This window comes from Streptomyces sp. NPDC088157, from assembly GCF_044741545.1.
Taxonomy (GTDB): Bacteria; Actinomycetota; Actinomycetes; order Streptomycetales; family Streptomycetaceae; genus Streptomyces.
This window is the reverse complement of sequence record NZ_JBIUSU010000003.1, coordinates 149,424-165,238: the sequence shown is the minus strand read 5'-3', so window position 1 is coordinate 165,238 and position 15,815 is coordinate 149,424. Positions and strand designations below refer to the sequence as shown.

General features: G+C 71.1%; 15 protein-coding genes and 1 pseudogene. 8 read left to right on the top strand and 8 right to left on the bottom strand.

All coding sequences use genetic code 11. The features are described 5' to 3' along the window. Positions 1-669 precede the first annotated feature (669 nt). The 6 genes and pseudogenes from ACIPFH_RS12060 to ACIPFH_RS12035 form a co-directional block, all read right to left on the bottom strand. Entirely contained in the window at positions 670-1,068 is a 399-nt protein-coding gene (locus tag ACIPFH_RS12060) for an ArsR/SmtB family transcription factor (RefSeq protein WP_401825393.1), read from the bottom strand. Beyond that, entirely contained in the window at positions 1,065-1,511 is a 447-nt protein-coding gene (locus tag ACIPFH_RS12055) for an SRPBCC domain-containing protein (RefSeq protein ID WP_401825392.1), read from the bottom strand. Before ACIPFH_RS12055 ends, ACIPFH_RS12060 begins: the two co-directional genes overlap by 4 nt. A 185-nt stretch (positions 1,512-1,696) precedes the next feature. Further along, entirely contained in the window at positions 1,697-3,157 is a 1,461-nt protein-coding gene (gene proP / locus ACIPFH_RS12050; protein ID WP_401825390.1) for a glycine betaine/L-proline transporter ProP, read from the bottom strand. A gap of 294 nt (positions 3,158-3,451) precedes the next feature. After that, positions 3,452-3,988, bottom strand: coding sequence for a DinB family protein (locus ACIPFH_RS12045; RefSeq protein WP_401825388.1), 537 nt, complete (start codon positions 3,986-3,988; stop codon positions 3,452-3,454). 292 nt (positions 3,989-4,280) lie between these two features. After that, positions 4,281-4,460 (bottom strand): annotated as a pseudogene (locus tag ACIPFH_RS12040) (hypothetical protein); the annotation flags it as partial. A gap of 98 nt (positions 4,461-4,558) precedes the next feature. Further along, the gene (locus tag ACIPFH_RS12035; protein ID WP_401825386.1) at positions 4,559-5,341 is read right to left on the bottom strand and encodes an IclR family transcriptional regulator; all 783 of its coding nucleotides are present in this window, start codon (positions 5,339-5,341) and stop codon (positions 4,559-4,561) included. 154 nt (positions 5,342-5,495) lie between these two features. Between ACIPFH_RS12035 and ACIPFH_RS12030 the strand changes: the two genes are divergently transcribed. The 6 genes from ACIPFH_RS12030 (at position 5,496) to ACIPFH_RS12005 (ending at position 12,798) form a co-directional block, all read left to right on the top strand. Continuing rightward, a complete protein-coding gene (locus tag ACIPFH_RS12030; protein WP_401825385.1) occupies positions 5,496-6,644 on the top strand; it encodes a maleylacetate reductase in 1,149 nt (382 codons plus the stop codon). Then, complete coding sequence (locus ACIPFH_RS12025; RefSeq protein ID WP_401825383.1) at positions 6,641-7,549, top strand: dioxygenase; 909 nt, start codon at positions 6,641-6,643, stop codon at positions 7,547-7,549. Before ACIPFH_RS12030 ends, ACIPFH_RS12025 begins: the two co-directional genes overlap by 4 nt. After that, positions 7,546-8,760, top strand: coding sequence for an FAD-dependent monooxygenase (locus tag ACIPFH_RS12020; protein WP_401825381.1), 1,215 nt, complete (start codon positions 7,546-7,548; stop codon positions 8,758-8,760). The genes ACIPFH_RS12025 and ACIPFH_RS12020 overlap by 4 nt, the downstream gene beginning before the upstream one ends. Before the next feature lie 142 nt (positions 8,761-8,902). After that, positions 8,903-11,014 (top strand): SpoIIE family protein phosphatase, encoded by a 2,112-nt coding sequence (locus ACIPFH_RS12015; RefSeq protein WP_401825379.1) that lies wholly within the window; start codon positions 8,903-8,905, stop codon positions 11,012-11,014. Between the two features lie 377 nt (positions 11,015-11,391). Beyond that, positions 11,392-11,844: a hypothetical protein gene (locus ACIPFH_RS12010; RefSeq protein ID WP_401825378.1), complete on the top strand. Its 453-nt coding sequence runs from the start codon at positions 11,392-11,394 to the stop codon at positions 11,842-11,844. A 147-nt stretch (positions 11,845-11,991) separates the two neighbouring features. Continuing rightward, the gene (locus ACIPFH_RS12005; RefSeq protein WP_401825376.1) at positions 11,992-12,798 is read left to right on the top strand and encodes a GntR family transcriptional regulator; all 807 of its coding nucleotides are present in this window, start codon (positions 11,992-11,994) and stop codon (positions 12,796-12,798) included. A gap of 287 nt (positions 12,799-13,085) precedes the next feature. Here ACIPFH_RS12005 and ACIPFH_RS12000 read toward each other — a convergent pair whose 3' ends face one another. Further along, positions 13,086-13,430 (bottom strand): zinc-binding dehydrogenase, encoded by a 345-nt coding sequence (locus ACIPFH_RS12000; RefSeq protein ID WP_401825374.1) that lies wholly within the window; start codon positions 13,428-13,430, stop codon positions 13,086-13,088. Positions 13,431-13,925: 495 nt separating this feature from the next. Here ACIPFH_RS12000 and ACIPFH_RS11995 point away from each other — a divergent pair, with 495 nt between their 5' ends. After that, the gene (locus ACIPFH_RS11995; protein WP_401825372.1) at positions 13,926-14,699 is read left to right on the top strand and encodes an ArsR family transcriptional regulator; all 774 of its coding nucleotides are present in this window, start codon (positions 13,926-13,928) and stop codon (positions 14,697-14,699) included. Between the two features lie 20 nt (positions 14,700-14,719). Then, on the top strand, positions 14,720-15,139 hold the full coding sequence (locus ACIPFH_RS11990; RefSeq protein WP_401825370.1) for a VOC family protein: 420 nt from the start codon (positions 14,720-14,722) through the stop codon (positions 15,137-15,139). A gap of 148 nt (positions 15,140-15,287) precedes the next feature. Here the strand turns inward: ACIPFH_RS11990 and ACIPFH_RS11985 are convergent, their stop codons facing one another. Further along, on the bottom strand, positions 15,288-15,770 hold the full coding sequence (locus ACIPFH_RS11985; RefSeq protein WP_401825368.1) for a winged helix-turn-helix transcriptional regulator: 483 nt from the start codon (positions 15,768-15,770) through the stop codon (positions 15,288-15,290). Between the last annotated feature and the right edge of the window lie 45 nt (positions 15,771-15,815).

The following is a 15,815-nucleotide window of genomic DNA, read 5'->3' as shown; positions in this document are numbered from 1 at the left end:
GCTGCTCCGACTTCCGCGCATGGTGAGAAGCTCTGTCGGCCCGTCAGAAAGCCTCCTCCTGGAATCGCGGGAGAAAGGCGGCGCGCGTGCGGCGTGCTGCAACTCCGACGTGATGCACGCATCGGCCAAGTCAGACAAATCCCATATGTCATCGGAGTGGCGTCTACTATCGGCGACGCCTAGTTCTCCTAGCCGCTGTGACGGATGTCACGGAATCGGGAGTTTCCTTTCCCGTGGACGGCTCCGGCGCCGCTCGTCGGGCTGTTACGCCGCGGGATCGCGACGCGTTCGCAGAGCCCGGCCGACGGTCGCGCTCGGTGGGCGACGCCGACGGTGATCGAGGGCGTCAGCGGCCTCGGCGTCGGTAGCGACCCGGAGCGGTCGATCTCGACGCAAGGCCGGGTCGAACCGTTCTGCCGGACGGCAAATGATCGCCGTGGCCCGCGCGACACCTCCCGCGCCTGCCCCGAGGCGGGCAGACCGCCGAGGAGAACCGGTCCACCCGGAAAAGTCCCGGTGCTGCGCCTGCGGCCGCACCGCCCACGCCGACACGGTCGGAGCCACCCACCCGCCGGCGTATCGCGGGCCGGGCCGGTCCGCCACAACGCCGACCAAGCATGGCGACAAGCCCCGTCCGTCAGGACGGGGCGAGTCGCAGCGTGCTTCCCCTCAGTCGAAGTCGGGGTCGAAGTCGGGGTCGGGGTCGGGGCGTGTCGCGTGTGGATTCTGCTCCGCTGCCTCAGCGACGCGTTTGATGTGTGCAAGTCGCCGGTCCCAGTCGGCCGCGAGGGACGCCATCCACCGGGCCGTCGTGTCCAGCGCCGCGGGCCGCACCGCGTACCGGACCTCGCGTCCGACCCGGCCGCCGGAAACCAGCCCGGCGGCGTCCAGGACGGCGAGGTGCTTGACCACTGCCTGCCGCGAGACGGGAAGTCGTTCGGCGAGCGTCGTGGCGGTGGCCTCACCCTGTGCGGCGAGCAGATCGAGCAGCTGACGTCGTGTCGGGTCGGCCAGCGCGCCGAGGACGCTGTCGACGACCTCGGCGGCGCCGGGACGTTCTTCCGTCACGTGGAAGGCTGTTCGGCACGGGTCTTGAGCGCGTCGAGCTCCAGGGGCCAGCCTTCGCTGTGGTCCTTCAGGTTCTGACTGCGCAGCTCCTCGGACCCGTCCAGCGCCGCGAATCCGCTCTCGACGACGCGGAGTCGTGTCTGGTCGCCTTCCCGGGTCAACGTGAACTCCACGAGGGTGCTGTTGTTCTCGCGCAGTTCTTCTCCGGGAAAGGCGCTGGTCCAGCGATAGGACAGGTACGTCGGGGGCTCGACCTTCTCCACGCGCACCGGGAAGTCGCCGTGCTCGGGGTTCTTCGCCACCATCGACTCGCCCTCCTTGGCCACCGTGCCGGGCAGGCTGGTCTTGTCGGCCACCCAGAATCCGGGTTGGGCCACCAGCGACCACACCCGCTCCAGGGGTGCCGCGATCAGGGTTTCGCGTTCGATCCGGTCCTCGCTCATCAAGGGCTCCTTCGTCGTGACCATCGGATGCAACCCCAGAGTTGCACATGAGATCCCGAGGTGCAACCCGAAGGTTGCATCTCGGTGAATCGAGCGACCCGCGTCGGGACGCTGTGGAGTCGGCGCCTCGACGCGGGCCACGAGGGGCCGGCCTGCGGAGCCTCGGTGGTCGGAGTGCGGCAGGGTCAGCGCTCGGGGGCGAACCGCCTGCCCTCCCGGCCGGTGGCCGGCACGGCCCCGGCGGCCCGCGCGCGGTGTCCCGGCTGACCGGTCCGGACGTCCTCGGCCTCCAGCGAGGGCGCCGAGCCCGGCAGCGGGCGTCCCGCCGACTCGGCCATGAACCACACCGCCACGCCGCCGATCACGGCCGCGGCCATCATGTAGTACGCGGGCATCATCATGTTCCCGGTCATCCCGATCAGAGCTGTCACCACCAGCGGGGTGGTGCCGCCGAAGATCGAGACGGAGACGTTGAACCCGATCGACAGCGATCCGTAGCGGACCTTCGTCGGGAACAGCGCCGGCAGAGCGGACGGCATCGCCGCCGTGAAACAGACCAGCAGCAGGCCCAGCGCACCCATGCCGAGTGCGACCGCGAACAGGCTGCCCTGGCGGATCAGCAGCACGGCGGGGACGGACAGCAGCAGGAAGCCCGCACAGCCCGCGGCGATCACGGGTCGGCGACCGACACGGTCGGTCAGGGCGCCCGCGAAGGGCTGGACGATCATCATCACAGCCATCACGCCGAGCACGACGAGCAGGCCGTGCGTCTCGTCGTAGTCGAGCTCGCTGGTCAGGTAGCTCGGCATGTACGACAGCAGCATGTAGTCGGTGACGTTGAAGACCAGCACCAGGCCCACGCAGAGCAGCAGGGCCCGCCACTGGCCCACGATCATCCGGCGCAGCGGTACCTTCGGGCGGCTCGACTCGGCCTTCTCGAGCTCGGCCGCGAACGCAGGGGTCTCCTCCAGCCGCATGCGCAGGTAGAGGCCGACGATGCCCATCGGGCCGGCGATCAGGAACGGGATCCGCCAGCCCCAGCTCAGCAGGTCTTCCGTGGACAGCAGAGCGGTCATCACCGTGACCAGGCCGGCGCCGCCGATGTACCCGGCGAGCGTGCCGAACTCCAGCCAGCTGCCGAGGAAGCCGCGTCGCTTGTCGGGTGCGTACTCGGCGATGAAGGTGGAGGCGCCGGCGTACTCGCCGCCGGTGGAGAAGCCCTGCACCAGGCGGGCGGCGAGCAGGAGCAGCGGGGCTCCGACGCCGATCGAGGCGTACGACGGGATGAGGCCGATGGCGAAGGTGCCCGCGGCCATCAGGATCATGGTGACGGCCAGCACCTTCTGACGGCCGACGCGGTCGCCGAGCGGCCCGAAGACCATGCCGCCGAGCGGTCGGACCAGGAAGGCCGCGGCGAAGGCGCCGAAGGTGGAGAGCAGCTGGGTGGTCGGGTTCCCGGACGGGAAGAAGACCTTGCCCAGGGTGACCGCGATGTAGCTGTAGACGCCGAAGTCGAACCATTCCATCGCGTTGCCCAGCGCGGCGGCCTTCACGGCGCGTTTCACGAGCGCGGGGTCGGTGACGGTGGCGTTCTTCGGGACGGTCGGCGGGGGCGTCGGGGGAGGGGCGACTGTGGCAGTCGGCAAAGCTTCGCTCGCCTACTTTCGTCGGGGGCAGGGGCTGGGTCTGCTCGACGGCGCCGGCGGCAGGCCAGAGTGCGACGATAGGGGGACATGTGCCCCTAACGGACTGTGCGTACTTGGATGCATATTGCATGTAAATGCGGTGTGGGCAGGCCCTTGGGCCCGCTCAGGAGGGCACTTCGACGGCTCTCGTTGTGACCCATCTCGCGTCCGGCGAAGACAACCGACCCACTGGGCAGGTGGGCAGGTGGGTGGGCGCGTGGGCGGGTCCGGGACGATCGTGGAGGAGGAGGCGGGCTACTCGCCGACGGCGCCGTCGATGGCTTCACGTAGGAGATCCGCGTGGCCGACGTGGCGGGCGTACTCCTCGATCACGTGCTGGAGGACGAACCGCACGGCGGCGTCGCCGAACTCCGGGTTCGGCACGATGCGCGCAGGGTCCGCGGTCGCCCGCGCGAACACCTGTCGTGACTCGGCGCAGGCCGTCAGATAGTCCTCGTAGACGTCCCTGGCCGACGTGGGGTCGGACTCGTCGTACCACTCGTCACCAGCAGCGGTGACGTGGGTCCGATAGGGGAAGAACCGAGGGGTCGCTCCCGCCAGCGTCCGCTGGAACCAGGCGCGTTCGACGCCCTGTAGGTGGCGCATGAGCCCCAGCAGAGTCAACGCCGATGATTCCAGGGGACGTTGGCGCAGTTGCGCGTCCGAGAGACCCTCGCACTTCCACAGGAAGGTCGCCCGGTGGTGGTCGAGATTGGAGGCGACGACCTCCAACCAGGAGCCGGACAGTGTGCGCTCCGGCCGAACGATCTTCTCCACGACAATGTCGCTCACGCTTCGGGTCTCCTCGCTCGCCGTCAGACCGGTTTCCGGTCGGGGAGACTCCTCACCGCATCGGAACTCATCGCTCGTGGTGGAAACCCTGACCACGACCTCGCCAGGAGCGGTGCGTCCGGCTCTACGGTTGAGCTGCCGAGGGTGCCTTACCCGTCGAGCCGGCCTGCCTCCACCTCATGAAGGGGGCGCCACCCGGCCCTCGGCCGACCCCGCAAGGGATCTACTTCGGACCCGCTTCGGAGCAACCCCGTCGGACCCCCGGTACAGCGCGCACGCGGAGAACGGACGCTCACGGCAAACACGGTGGGGGCATCGTGAACATGGGGGAGCGGACCGGTTCCGGACGGTGCACACCCCGCAGCCGGTACCCCAGCCGATCCGCCACCCCCACCAGGTCGGCCAGCAGCCAGATGACGGCCAACCACATTTCGGTGCCCTGCAGCCCAGGTTCCCGGCCGGGGCCCGAGCCGCCCTCCACGGAACATGCTGATGTGTATGCACATTCAGACTTCACGTGGTTCACGCCGGGCGACTCGGCGCGAGTACCTCACGCTTGGTGCGAGCGCCTCACGCTTCGGCCCCGGCCCCCCGGGCGCGCGAGACACCGCGGCCGGCCAGCACGACCGCCGGCACCAGCAGGTGGGTCCGGGCATCTGCACCCACCACGGACAGGGCCGCGATGACGCGACCTTTGGAGTCGGTGATCGGTGCCGCCACCGAATAGGCGTCCGGGCTCATCTCCTCGCGCACGACGGCGACGCCGGTCCGCCGGCATTCCGCCAACGCCCCGCGCAGTGCGGCGGGATCGGTGATGGTCTTGGGTGTGAAACCGGCGAGGCCGTGCCGTACGACCTCGCTGAACAGCTCCTCGCCGGCGTGGGCCAGCAGCATCTGCCCGACGGCGGAGGCATGCAGGGGCAGCCGTCCACCGACCCCGGAGACCACCGGAACCGCTTGCGTCGTGGAGATCCGTTCGACGACCAGGGCGTCGGTGCCGTCGAGGACGGCCAGCTGCACGTGCTGCTGCGTCGCGGCGTGCAGGTCCTCCATCACCGGCATCGCCGTGACCCGCAGCGGCAGCCCGCGCGGGTTGAGGATGCCCAGCTCCCACAGGCGCAGGCCGATGACATAGGCGCCACCGCCGACCCGTTCCAGCGCTCCCCACGCCGTCAGTTCACCGGCCAGCCGGTGCGCGGTGGCGTGGCGGAGACCGGTGATCCGGCAGATCTGGGTGAGTGTCAGCTCCGGGCGTTCCGGTGTGAACGCCCCCATGATCGCCAGGGCCCGCGAGGTGACCGTGCGCCCGCGGTCGTTGCTGTTGGCCGTCTCGACTCCCTGCTCGGTGTCCATTCAGCGGACATCGTACTGACCCCGGGAAGGCGGATCGCGGAATCTCACCACAGGGCCCCCGAGGCCCGTTCACGGGATGACACGAGGGGGATGCCGCCGCCGTCGGCTGCGGTGGCCGTCGCCGGTCCCACTCACCGATGAAAGGAGTTCCGACATGCGCATGACCGTGACGCCGCGAGTCCGCGGCGGTCATGACACCGACCCGGCAGACAGGTCGTTGACGCGTTTTCAGCACGAGACGTTGCCTCAGCGGGTGTGTTTCGCCTCGGGCGAGGCGGCGTCGACGCTACGGGCCGAGGTGGAGCGGCTCGGCGCCACGCGCGTGATGGTGATCGCGGCAGCGGCGGAGGCGGGGCTCGCGCAGCAGGTCACCGTCGGCCTGCCGGTCGTGCTGCGGTGGAGCGAGGTGGTGATGCACGTTCCCGTGGAGGTCGCCGAGCGGGCACGTGCCGCCGCGGCCGTACACGAGGTGGACTGTCTGGTCAGTGTCGGCGGGGGCTCCACCACCGGACTGGCGAAGGCGATCGCGTTGACGGCGGACGTGCCCGTAGTGGCCGTCCCCACCACGTACGCGGGCTCGGAGGCCACGAACGTATGGGGTCTGACCGAGCGGGCGCGCAAGACCACGGGGGTGGATGCGCGAGTCCTGCCCCGCTCCGTGGTGTACGACGCGACGCTGACGGTGTCCTTGCCGGTGGCGATGAGTGTCGCCTCGGGACTGAACGCGCTGGCGCACTGCGTCGACGCGATGTGGGGCCCTCGCGTCGATCCGATCGACCGGGCGCTGGCGGGGGAGGGGATCCACGCGCTGGCGACCGGACTGCCCGCGGTGGTGGCCGACCCGGCCGCCCTTCCGGGCCGCGAGCGGACGCTGTACGGGACGTATCTGGCGGCCGTGGCGTTCTCGTCGGCGGGGCCGGGCCTGCATCACAAGATCTGCCACGTCCTGGGCGGCCGGTACGACCTGCCGCACGCCCAGACCCACGCGGTGGTGCTGCCGTACGTGCTGGCCTTCAACGCGCCCTGCGCCCCGGAGGCAGAGCAGCGGATCGCGGCCGCGTTCGGAGCACGGTCGGCGATCGACGGCCTCCAGCGCCTCCGGCACGACGTGGACGCGCCGAAGGCACTGCGCGACCACGGGCTGAGGGAGTCCGATGTCGACGACGCCGTGCGGGCGGTACTTGACGTGCTGCCCGACGGCAATCCACGTCCGGTGACGGCCGGCTCTCTCCAGCGCCTGCTGCGTTCCGCCTGGCGGGGGACGGACCCGCGCGAGATGTCCGATGTCGAGGAGGACCGATGACGAGTGAACGGCACGGGACTGCCGAGCAGCGGGAGCGTGAGCAGAACCTGGTCGAGCAGGTCGTGGCCTCGTTCGAGACGGCCAAGGACCCGCGGCTGAAGCAGCTGACACAGGCGCTGACCCGGCACCTGCACGCGTTTCTGCGCGAGGTGCGGCTGACCGAGGCGGAATGGGCGTTCGCGATCGAGTTCCTCACCGCGGCCGGGCACATCACCGACGACAAGCGGCAGGAGTTCATCCTGCTTTCGGACGTGCTCGGGGCGTCCATGCAGACGATCGCGATCAGCAACGAGGCTTTCGCGAACGCGACCGAGGCGACCGTGCTCGGGCCGTTCTTCGTCGAGGGCTCACCCGCGATCCCGCTGGGCGGGGACCTCTCCTTCGGCGCCGCGGGGCAGCCGTGCTGGGTCGAGGGCACGGTCACCGGAACCGACGGCGAACCCGTGCCGGGCGCCCGCATCGAGGTGTGGGAAGCCGACGAGGACGGCTTCTACGACGTGCAGTACGACGACGACCGCACGGCGGCGCGCGGTCACCTCGTCGCCGACGACAGGGGCCACTACCGGTTCTGGGCGATCACCCCGACCCCGTACCCGATCCCGCACGACGGCCCCGTCGGCGCACTGCTGGCCGCGGTCGGCCGTTCCCCCATGCGCGCCTCGCACCTGCACTTCGACGTCCGTGCCGACGGCAAGCGCACCCTGATCACCCACATCTTCGTCCGGGGCGACGAACTCCTCGCCTCCGACGCCGTGTTCGGCGTCAAGGACTCGCTCATCCACCACTTCGTGGAGCATCCCGCGGGAACCCCCGCACCCGACGGACGCGACCTGGGCGGCGACGCCTGGTCCAGCGTCCGCTTCGACATCGTCCTCGCTCCCGCACGGACAGGAGTCTGTGAATGAACAGACACGACGACAAGCACCCGCCCGACCTGCGGGTAGCCGTGATCGGCGGAGGAATCGGCGGTCTGACGACCGCGGCCTTCCTGCACCGGGCGGGGATCGAGGCGACCGTGTACGAGCAGGCACCCGCCCTGACCGAGGTCGGCGCCGGTCTCGTCGTCTCCCCGAACGCCGTGCGACTGCTGCGCAGCCTCGGCCGACTGGATCGCTTTCGCGAACGCGCGGTGCCGTTGCGGGCCGGATGGGAGTTCCGCCGCTGGGAGGACGGGCGCGTGCTCTTCTCCCAGGAGCTCGGCACGGAATGCGAACGGCGCTTCGGCGAGCAGAGCTACGTCGCGCACCGCGCCGATCTCCTCGCCGCAGTGCGGTCCGCCGTCCCCGAGGCGTCACTGCGTCTGGGCCTGCGGATCGCCGGGCTTCGCCGACTGGACGAAGGCGTCGAGCTGACCTTTGCCGACGGATCACGGGAGGTCGCCGACATCGTCATCGGTGCCGACGGCGTGCACACCACGGTCGGTCGGTTCGTGGCCGAAGCGGAAGCACCACGCTTCTCGGGCATGTGCGCCTACCGCTCCCTCGTACCGGCGGAGCGCGCTCCGACGTTCGCACGCCGCCCGGTCCAGACCCTGTGGCTCGGTCCGGACCGCCACCTGGTGCACTACCCGATCTCCGCGGGCGCACAGATCAACATCGTCGCCTTCGGGCCCGCACACGACTGGACGACGGAGTCCTGGTCGGCCGAGGGCCGGATCGAGGACCTGCGCGCCGAGTTCGCCGGGTGGTCCGAGGGACTGACGGAGCTGCTCGCGGCGGCGGAGCGCGTGGGGCGGTGGGCCCTGCTCGACCGGGACCCACTGCCTCGCTGGACGAACGGGCCCGTCGCGTTGCTGGGCGATGCGGCACACCCGATGTTCCCCTTCTTCGCGCAGGGGGCCGCGCAGGCGATGGAGGACGCCGCCGTCCTGGCCGGCTGCCTCGCCGACCAGCCGGAAGACCCCTCTGCCGCACTGCGCCGCTACGAGGACGTCCGCCGGCCCCGGGCCACCCGGGTGCAGCTGATGAGCCGGGGCAGGGCGGAGAGCAACCACCTGCCCGACGGGCCCGCACAGCGGGCCAGGGACGCGTCGTTCGCCGACGAGGATCCCCTGGCGCACAACGGCTGGATCTATGGCCACGACGCGGAGGTGGCCCTGCGAGAAGCGCCGGTGTGAGTGCTCGGTCCGCGTCGCCGGAGCGGGGACGGCCCGGTGGGGGAGCGGTGATAGCCTGCCGATAAGGTCATATTTGTGCCGATTCGTGCAGCGGTAGTGGTGTCGCCGCCGCCCCACCGTCTGCGCGCGGGCAGGAGGACGGGTGACGGTCGAGCCTCGCCAAGGCGTCTGGGGGACGGGCGACCGCGGCACGGAGACACTGGACCTCCTCCTCCGCCAGGCGACGACATGTCTCGACGGTGTGGGGGCCCTGGTGCACCGGCACGACGCCGCCGCCGGTCGGCTGTGCCTGGTGGCGGCGAGCGGGCTCGACCGGGTAACCGCGGCCCAGTGGGCGGAACTGTCCGACCAGCAGGACGTGGCCCCCGCCCAGGCCGTACGGCGCGCTGCTGTCGTGAGCGTCGCGGGGGACAGCCTGGGCATCGGCGCGGCCGGCACGGTGGCCGTAGCCCTTCCGGGCGCCGACGCGCCGGGCGGTGTGCTGTCCGTGCTCACGGCGGCGTCCGCTGAGCCGGACGAGGCCCAACGGTCCCTGCTGCGCGCGTTGGCGGGGTGGGCCGGCGCGCGTCTGGCCGGTGGGCCCGGCCCGTCGCCCGGCCCCGGCGGGGAGAACGGGGTTCAGCGCTCCCTGCGCATGGGTGAGCTGACCGCCGCGCTTGCCGAGGCCGTCACCTCCCGTGACGTCGTACGGGCCGTCGCGGAGTTCGTCCTCGCCCCGTTCGGCGCTGACGGGTTGGTGTTCCAGGTGCTGGAGGGGGACCGCCTGAACGTCGTCGGCGCCTCCGGATATCCGCGGCAATTCCTCGGCCTGGTCGACGGGATCCCGCTCGGCGCCCATGCGCAGCTGCAGTACATGGTGCGAACCCGTACTCCGCTGTTCGTGGGGTCGAGAGCGGAGCTCGTCGGGCGCTTTCCCTCACTGAACCGTGTGACCGAGGCGTCCCCGCAGCAGGCATGGGCGTTCCTGCCCATGATGGCCTCGGGGCGGGTCATCGGCGTGTGCGTGGTGTCCTTCAGCGAGCCGCGCTCGTTCAGCGACGACGAGCGCTCCTTGCTGACGGCTCTGAGCGGCCTGGTCGGTCAGTCGCTGGAGCGGGCCCGCCTGTACGACGTGGAGCATGCCCGCGCCCGGGAACTGCAGCGGGGCCTGCTTCCCAGGACGCTGCCCCGGCTGCCCGCCGCCGTCGCCGCCGCGCGGTACCTGCCCGCGGGCCGGGGTGACGAGGTGGGCGGCGACTGGTACGACCTGATCCCGCTGTCCGCCGACCGGGTCGCCATGGTGATCGGCGACGTCATGGGCCACGGCATCACCGAGGCCGCCACGATGGGCCGGCTGCGTACGGCCGTACGTACCCTCGCCGACCTGGAGATGCACCCCGACGAGCTGTTCAGCCGCCTCAACGACCTGGTCTCCGACCTGGGCGAGGACTTCTACGCCACCTGCCTGTACGCCGTCTTCGACCCTGTCGCGCGCACGTGCACATACGCCCTGGCCGGCCACCCTCCGCCGGTCGTCGCCCATCCGGACGGCACGGTCCACAGCCCCGACGTGGCTCCGGATCCGCCGCTGGGGGCCGCCAAACTGCCTTTCGAAACACACCGGTTGCCCATGCCCGACGAGAGCCTGGTCGTCCTGTGCACCGACGGGCTGGTCGAATCCATCACCCGGGACGCCGACGAAGGACTGGCCCAGCTGCGGCAGACGCTCTCCCTGGCCCCGGCCGAGGCCGGCTGCTTCGAGGCCGCCGACGAGGACGACGACGTGCGACGCCTGGAGCGGCTGTGCGACACCGTCGTGTCGGCTCTGCTGCCCGACCGCGGGCAGACGGCCGATGACGCCGGTCTGCTCGTCGTCCACGCGCGGTGCACCGGCGCCGGTGATGTCGCCTCCTGCGACCTCCGGCACGATCCCCGTGCGGCCGGAGAGGCCCGGGCCTACGTCCGCGAACGGCTCGACGCCTGGGGGCTCGGCGACCTCGTGTTCACCACCGAGCTACTGGTGAGCGAACTGATGGGCAACGTCGTACGCCACGCCAAGGGCCCCGTCCGCCTCCGGCTGCTGCGCAGCCGCTCCCTGATCTGCGAGGTCTACGACGGCAGCCTCACCACACCGCGCGTGCGCCACGCCAGTTACACCGACGAAGGCGGACGCGGCCTGCAACTCGTCGCCGCCCTCTCCCGGCGCTGGGGCGCCCGCTATCTCCACGACGGCAAATGCATCTGGACGGAGCAGGACCTCCCGCGAGGAGCGTGATCCGGAGGCGACGACGCGCGGTGGTACGCGCAGCCGTCCGGCCCGGCCCCGAGGCGCCGGATGGGGACGTCGGCGGTGCCGGTCATGCCGCCTCCCGCGTCGTGGCGGCGACCGCGGCCAGGCGGCTCCCGAGGCTGTTCGGTCCCGGCCCCGCTGCGGTGCGATCTGTGCGTCGAGGATCCTGCGGACCCGCATCCCGCCGTCGTCGATGTTGAAGTCGTGGAACTCGTGTCCCGGATTCACCCGGATCGCCCACTGCTGCGCGTTGAGCATCTAGCAACGCGCAGAGCGCCTTCGCGTTCGTCCTGCGCGCCGTACTCGCCGACGTCGCCCACGCGCCCGTCACCGACGACCAACTCGTCTCGGTGGGAGGCGCTTTGCAGAGGTTCCAGGAACTGCCGACGGGCGCTGTGGACGGGACCACGCTCCATCCGCCCTTCGACGTCCTTGCCGCGGAGAAGGGATACCCGCGCCTCGGCGGCCACCTCCAGGTGGCACCCGACATCCTCACCGGTGTGGTGGTGGCGCCGCGCACCGCCGCCACCTCGCGGCGCATCCGCGCCTACCTCGAGGTCTGCCGGCTGAGCACGCACGAGCTTCTGACCTCCGGGGCATCGGGCGTGGAAGCGGCGCTGGTACGGCACGGCCTGCCGAAGGCCGCCGCCCGGGCCGCGGCTCCCGGCCTCCTCGGGCCCGCGGGACCGTCCACCTCGCCCGAGGTGACCCTGCGTGGCATCGAGGCGGTGGCCGGCCTGCGCCGCCGCTTCACCCCGGACTGGCAGTCCCCCTGCCCGCTCCGGTCGCTGATCGGTCCCGGCCAGGAGCGCTGAGCTCTCCGACGACCGAGTGACCACTTTCCGGCAGTGGATACAGTGCGACCTCATGCTTGAAGCGGTGTGTAGGGATGGACCCGGCAGGGACTGCTCCCTGCCGGTTTCCGTGTCCTCAGCTGCATACACCTGGGTAGACTCCTGGGTATGAGCAGGAAGAGGGGCGAGACCCCTGAGGAGTCACGGTCGGCGGACAACGGCAGCAGCGCGTCGCGGGTCCCGTTCGAGCCGACGGGCGGGAAACCCGGGCCGGCCGCGGGCGGACGCCGACTCGCCCTGGACGTCCACGGACGCCTGCGGTTGATGATCCTCAGCGGGGAACTGCCGCCGGGGTCTGCGCTGCTCCAGGCCGAGATGGCACGAAAGCTGGGCGTCAGCCGCACGCCGATGCGCGAGGCGTTCCGGCTCCTCCAGGAAGAAGGGCTCATCGACGCACAGCCCGACCAGCGGGCGAGGGTGCGGGCGGTGGATCCCGAGGACCTCGACGGCGTCTACGGGGCCCGCATCATGCTCGAATCGCTCGCTGTGAGCGTGACGGCCAGGTCGCTCGCCTCAGAGGACCTGGCGCGCATGGGCGAAGCACTGAAGCGTATGCAGGCAGTGGCGGTCGACGACAGCCCCGACGAGTGGCATGCGGCGCACAGGGAATTCCACCGCATCGCGACGCAGGCCGTGGCACCGCATCTGCAGCGCATGCTCGCCTCGCTCGGCGAGCACAGTGAGCGTTACATCCGGCTGGCGCAACTGGGCGTACACAACTCGTGGGCCCGTGCGCACTCCGAGCACGAAGCACTGCTGGAGGCGCTACGGCTCAGCGACAAGGACGAAGCGGTACGCGTGATCTCTCGTCATCTCGCGCGCACCGCTCTGAACGTTCTGGCGGACATCGCCCCGGAGTACGAACCCGCGGCCACACGCACCGCGCTGGGGATCGCGGGTAACGGTCAGTCCTGACGGCAGGTCGGCACGGCGGACGGGCGGCTGCGGGAGCCGACGGAAGCGGCGCCGGCCGAGACCGGACGCCACGGAACCGGCGGCCGGCGTGAGGACGGGGGACGAAGGACGGGGGACGGGGGACGGAGGGCGGCCGGAGCATCGCCGTGGCGGTGCGCCGAAGTCTCGGTACCAGTGCTCCGACGTCTCGTCGCCACCGCGGGAACCGCTCGACCGGAGCGCGACGCCGACTGCCCCCAGCTGCCGTGACCGGGCTGCACCCGTCCACTGGTGCGGGCGCCGCTCACCTACGCGTCCCAGTCCCCGGGGCCCAGGGTGAGTGCGACCCGACCGAGGCTGTTGTCTTCCTCCATGTAGCGGTGGGCGTCGGCAGCGCGGGCGATGGGGAAGGTGCGGTCGACGACAGCGCGGAATCCGTGCTCGACCTCGGTCCACAGTGCGTCGACCGAGGCCGCGTTTCCGGTGCGTACGCCGATGATGCGGAGACAGTCGGAGTAGAGGCGCCGCAGGTCGACCTGGACCTTGCCACCGAGGAACGCACCCGAGGTGACCACGGTGCCGCCGCGAGCCAGGGTGCAGAGCGTGGCGTCCCAGATCGCCGGGTCACCGAGGTTGTCCACGGCGATGTCCACGCCGTGACCAGCGGTGGCCTCCGCACACGATCGACGAAGTCCGGGTCGGTGGCGTCGAGCACGACCTTGGCGCCCGCCGCGGCCAGGGACTTGCGCTTCTCCGCCGATCGAGAGGTGGCGATTGCCCCAGCCCGATGGCGACGGAGCCCCATCCCGCGGCGGTGTGCGCACGTCTGCGCTGCTGCCGCCGGACAAGCCACGCGCCGAATGCCAGGAAGCCGAAAGCGCTGGCGCTCAGGAACATCGCGTCGATCATTCCCCCACCTCCCCGGCAAGCGTACTGACCCGCTCTCCCCGCCTTCCTCCGGCCTCAGTCGAGGGGGGGGGCTTTTCGGCGACGTGCACGGGCTGAGAGGCAGCCGGCCATGACCGATCGGCGTGCAGAGGAAACATCGGTGGCGCCCGCACAAGGTTCACCGGCAGGGGAGGCGGCGGGCACTCCAAGGCCAGTGGCAGGTGTTGATGCATCAATCTGGCTTGATGTACATTCGACGTATGGGACCCCGATCTCCGGATGAGCCCGTCGCACCGCCGGAATTCGTCCGGCTCGCTGCGCATCCTCTGCGCTGGCGGCTGCTGACGGAACTCGCCGACGGTGACTATCGGGTCCGTGAACTGGTGGAACGTGTCGGGGAGCCGCAGAACCTGGTCTCGTACCACCTGCGGCTGCTGCGCGACGGCGGGTTGGTCACGGTCAGGCGGAGCAGCTTCGACGGCCGGGACAGCTACTACCGCCTGGACCTGGAGCTTTGCGCTGAGGCGTTGATGGCCAGCGGTGCCGCCCTGCATCCGGCGTTGCGCCGGCCCCCCTCGCCGCCGCGTCGTCCGGTCGTCCTGGCCCGAGCCCGCCGTGTCGCGGTGCTCTTCGTGTGCACCGGCAACAGCGCCCGCTCGCCGGTCGCTGAAGCCCTGCTGCGCCACCACACCGGGGGCCGGGTGACCGCGGCAAGTGCCGGCACCAGTCCCGGGCCGCAGGTGCACCCGCATGCCGTCCGGGTGCTGCGCGAGTCCTTCGGCATCGACCTCTCCGGACGGCGCACCCAGCACGTCGACGACCTGGTCGGCCGCCGCTTCGACCATGTGATCACCCTGTGCGACAAGGCGCGTGAGGTCTGCCCGGAATTCGGCCCACGACGGGCGCACTGGAGCATGGCCGACCCGGGTGCGGCCGGTGACACCGGCCAGGCCGGCTATGCGGCCTTCCAGCACGCGGCGGCAGACATAGACATCCGTATCAAGTACCTGATGCCGGTCCTGAACACTCCCTAGACCGTTGCGAGGTCCGAGCCATGACCCATCACGAGGAATACGTCAGCGTCCGCTACCTGGTCGACGACGTGGAGGCCGCCACCGACTTCTATACCACCCACCTGGGTTTCACGCTGCGCACCAGCGCCGTCCCTGCCTTCGCGGACGTGGTCCGTGACCGGCTGCGGCTGCTGCTGTCGGGCCCGGCGAGCTCGGGCGCCCGGGCTACCCCGAAGGAGGCTGCGGTCGCGGGCGGCAATCGCATCCACCTCACCTACGACGACCTCGATGCCGAGGTCGCTCGGCTGCGCGGCGCCGGGCTCTCCTTCCGTAGTGAGGTCGTCGCCGGTCCCGGAGGACGCCAGATCCTGCTGGCCGACCCGGCGGGCAACCTCATCGAGCTGTTCCAGCCCGCCCGCCGGCCCACCGCGTCGGCCGGACCCGACCAGGCGCGACGCTGACCCCTCCCTCGCCCACAGCCCTTGCGGCGGGCTGCGGGCAGGCCGCGCTCAGGGTGCGCCGTCGTGCGTCGCGCGGCTCGTCCGTGTCCTGCGGTATCGGCGTCGTGGACGCGTGCGCCGGGCGCGTGCCGGGCGCGTCGGCAAGGAGTCAGCGCAGGACCGATGAGGCCGCGACGGACGCTGGGGCCGGGGTGGGACCGGGCGTGATCGCCCGCGAGTGGGGCCGGATCGGCTCTGTCGGCTTCTGAGGGCCTCCGACCACAGCTCCCTGACCCGCCCTCTGCTCCAGTCCTCGGCCGGCCGGCCGCTCGCGGCCCCAGGCGGCCAGCGGCCGGAGGGCGTCGTTGAGGCGCATGCCGTCCTCGGTCAGCGAGTACTCGACGCGCGGCGGCACCTCGTCGTAGGAGACGCGGTGCACGACGCCGTCCGCTTCCATCTCGCGCAGGTGAGAGGCCAGCACCTTCTCGGTGATCCCCGGAAGCATGCGACGCAGCTCGCCGAAGCGGCGGTAGGGGTGCTCGTGGAGCGCCCAGAGGATCAGGACCTTCCACTTGCCGCCGATCACCTCCATCGCGGTGTCGATCCCGCAGACGTGTCCGTCTGGTGCGCCCGGCCGGTTCAGCGTCGTCATGCCCCACCCCTTTGACGTGTTCGCTCACCCCGGGGTAACCACCCA

Coding starts and splice junctions, on each gene's coding strand:
- ACIPFH_RS12055 (WP_401825392.1), bottom strand. CDS start 1,511: ATGAGCGAGGACCGGATCGAACGCGAAACCCTGATCGCGGCACCCCTG.
- ACIPFH_RS12035 (WP_401825386.1), bottom strand. CDS start 5,341: ATGGACACCGAGCAGGGAGTCGAGACGGCCAACAGCAACGACCGCGGG.
- ACIPFH_RS12030 (WP_401825385.1), top strand. CDS start 5,496: ATGCGCATGACCGTGACGCCGCGAGTCCGCGGCGGTCATGACACCGAC.
- ACIPFH_RS12025 (WP_401825383.1), top strand. CDS start 6,641: ATGACGAGTGAACGGCACGGGACTGCCGAGCAGCGGGAGCGTGAGCAG.
- ACIPFH_RS12020 (WP_401825381.1), top strand. CDS start 7,546: ATGAACAGACACGACGACAAGCACCCGCCCGACCTGCGGGTAGCCGTG.
- ACIPFH_RS12005 (WP_401825376.1), top strand. CDS start 11,992: ATGAGCAGGAAGAGGGGCGAGACCCCTGAGGAGTCACGGTCGGCGGAC.
- ACIPFH_RS11995 (WP_401825372.1), top strand. CDS start 13,926: ATGGGACCCCGATCTCCGGATGAGCCCGTCGCACCGCCGGAATTCGTC.
- ACIPFH_RS11990 (WP_401825370.1), top strand. CDS start 14,720: ATGACCCATCACGAGGAATACGTCAGCGTCCGCTACCTGGTCGACGAC.
- ACIPFH_RS11985 (WP_401825368.1), bottom strand. CDS start 15,770: ATGACGACGCTGAACCGGCCGGGCGCACCAGACGGACACGTCTGCGGG.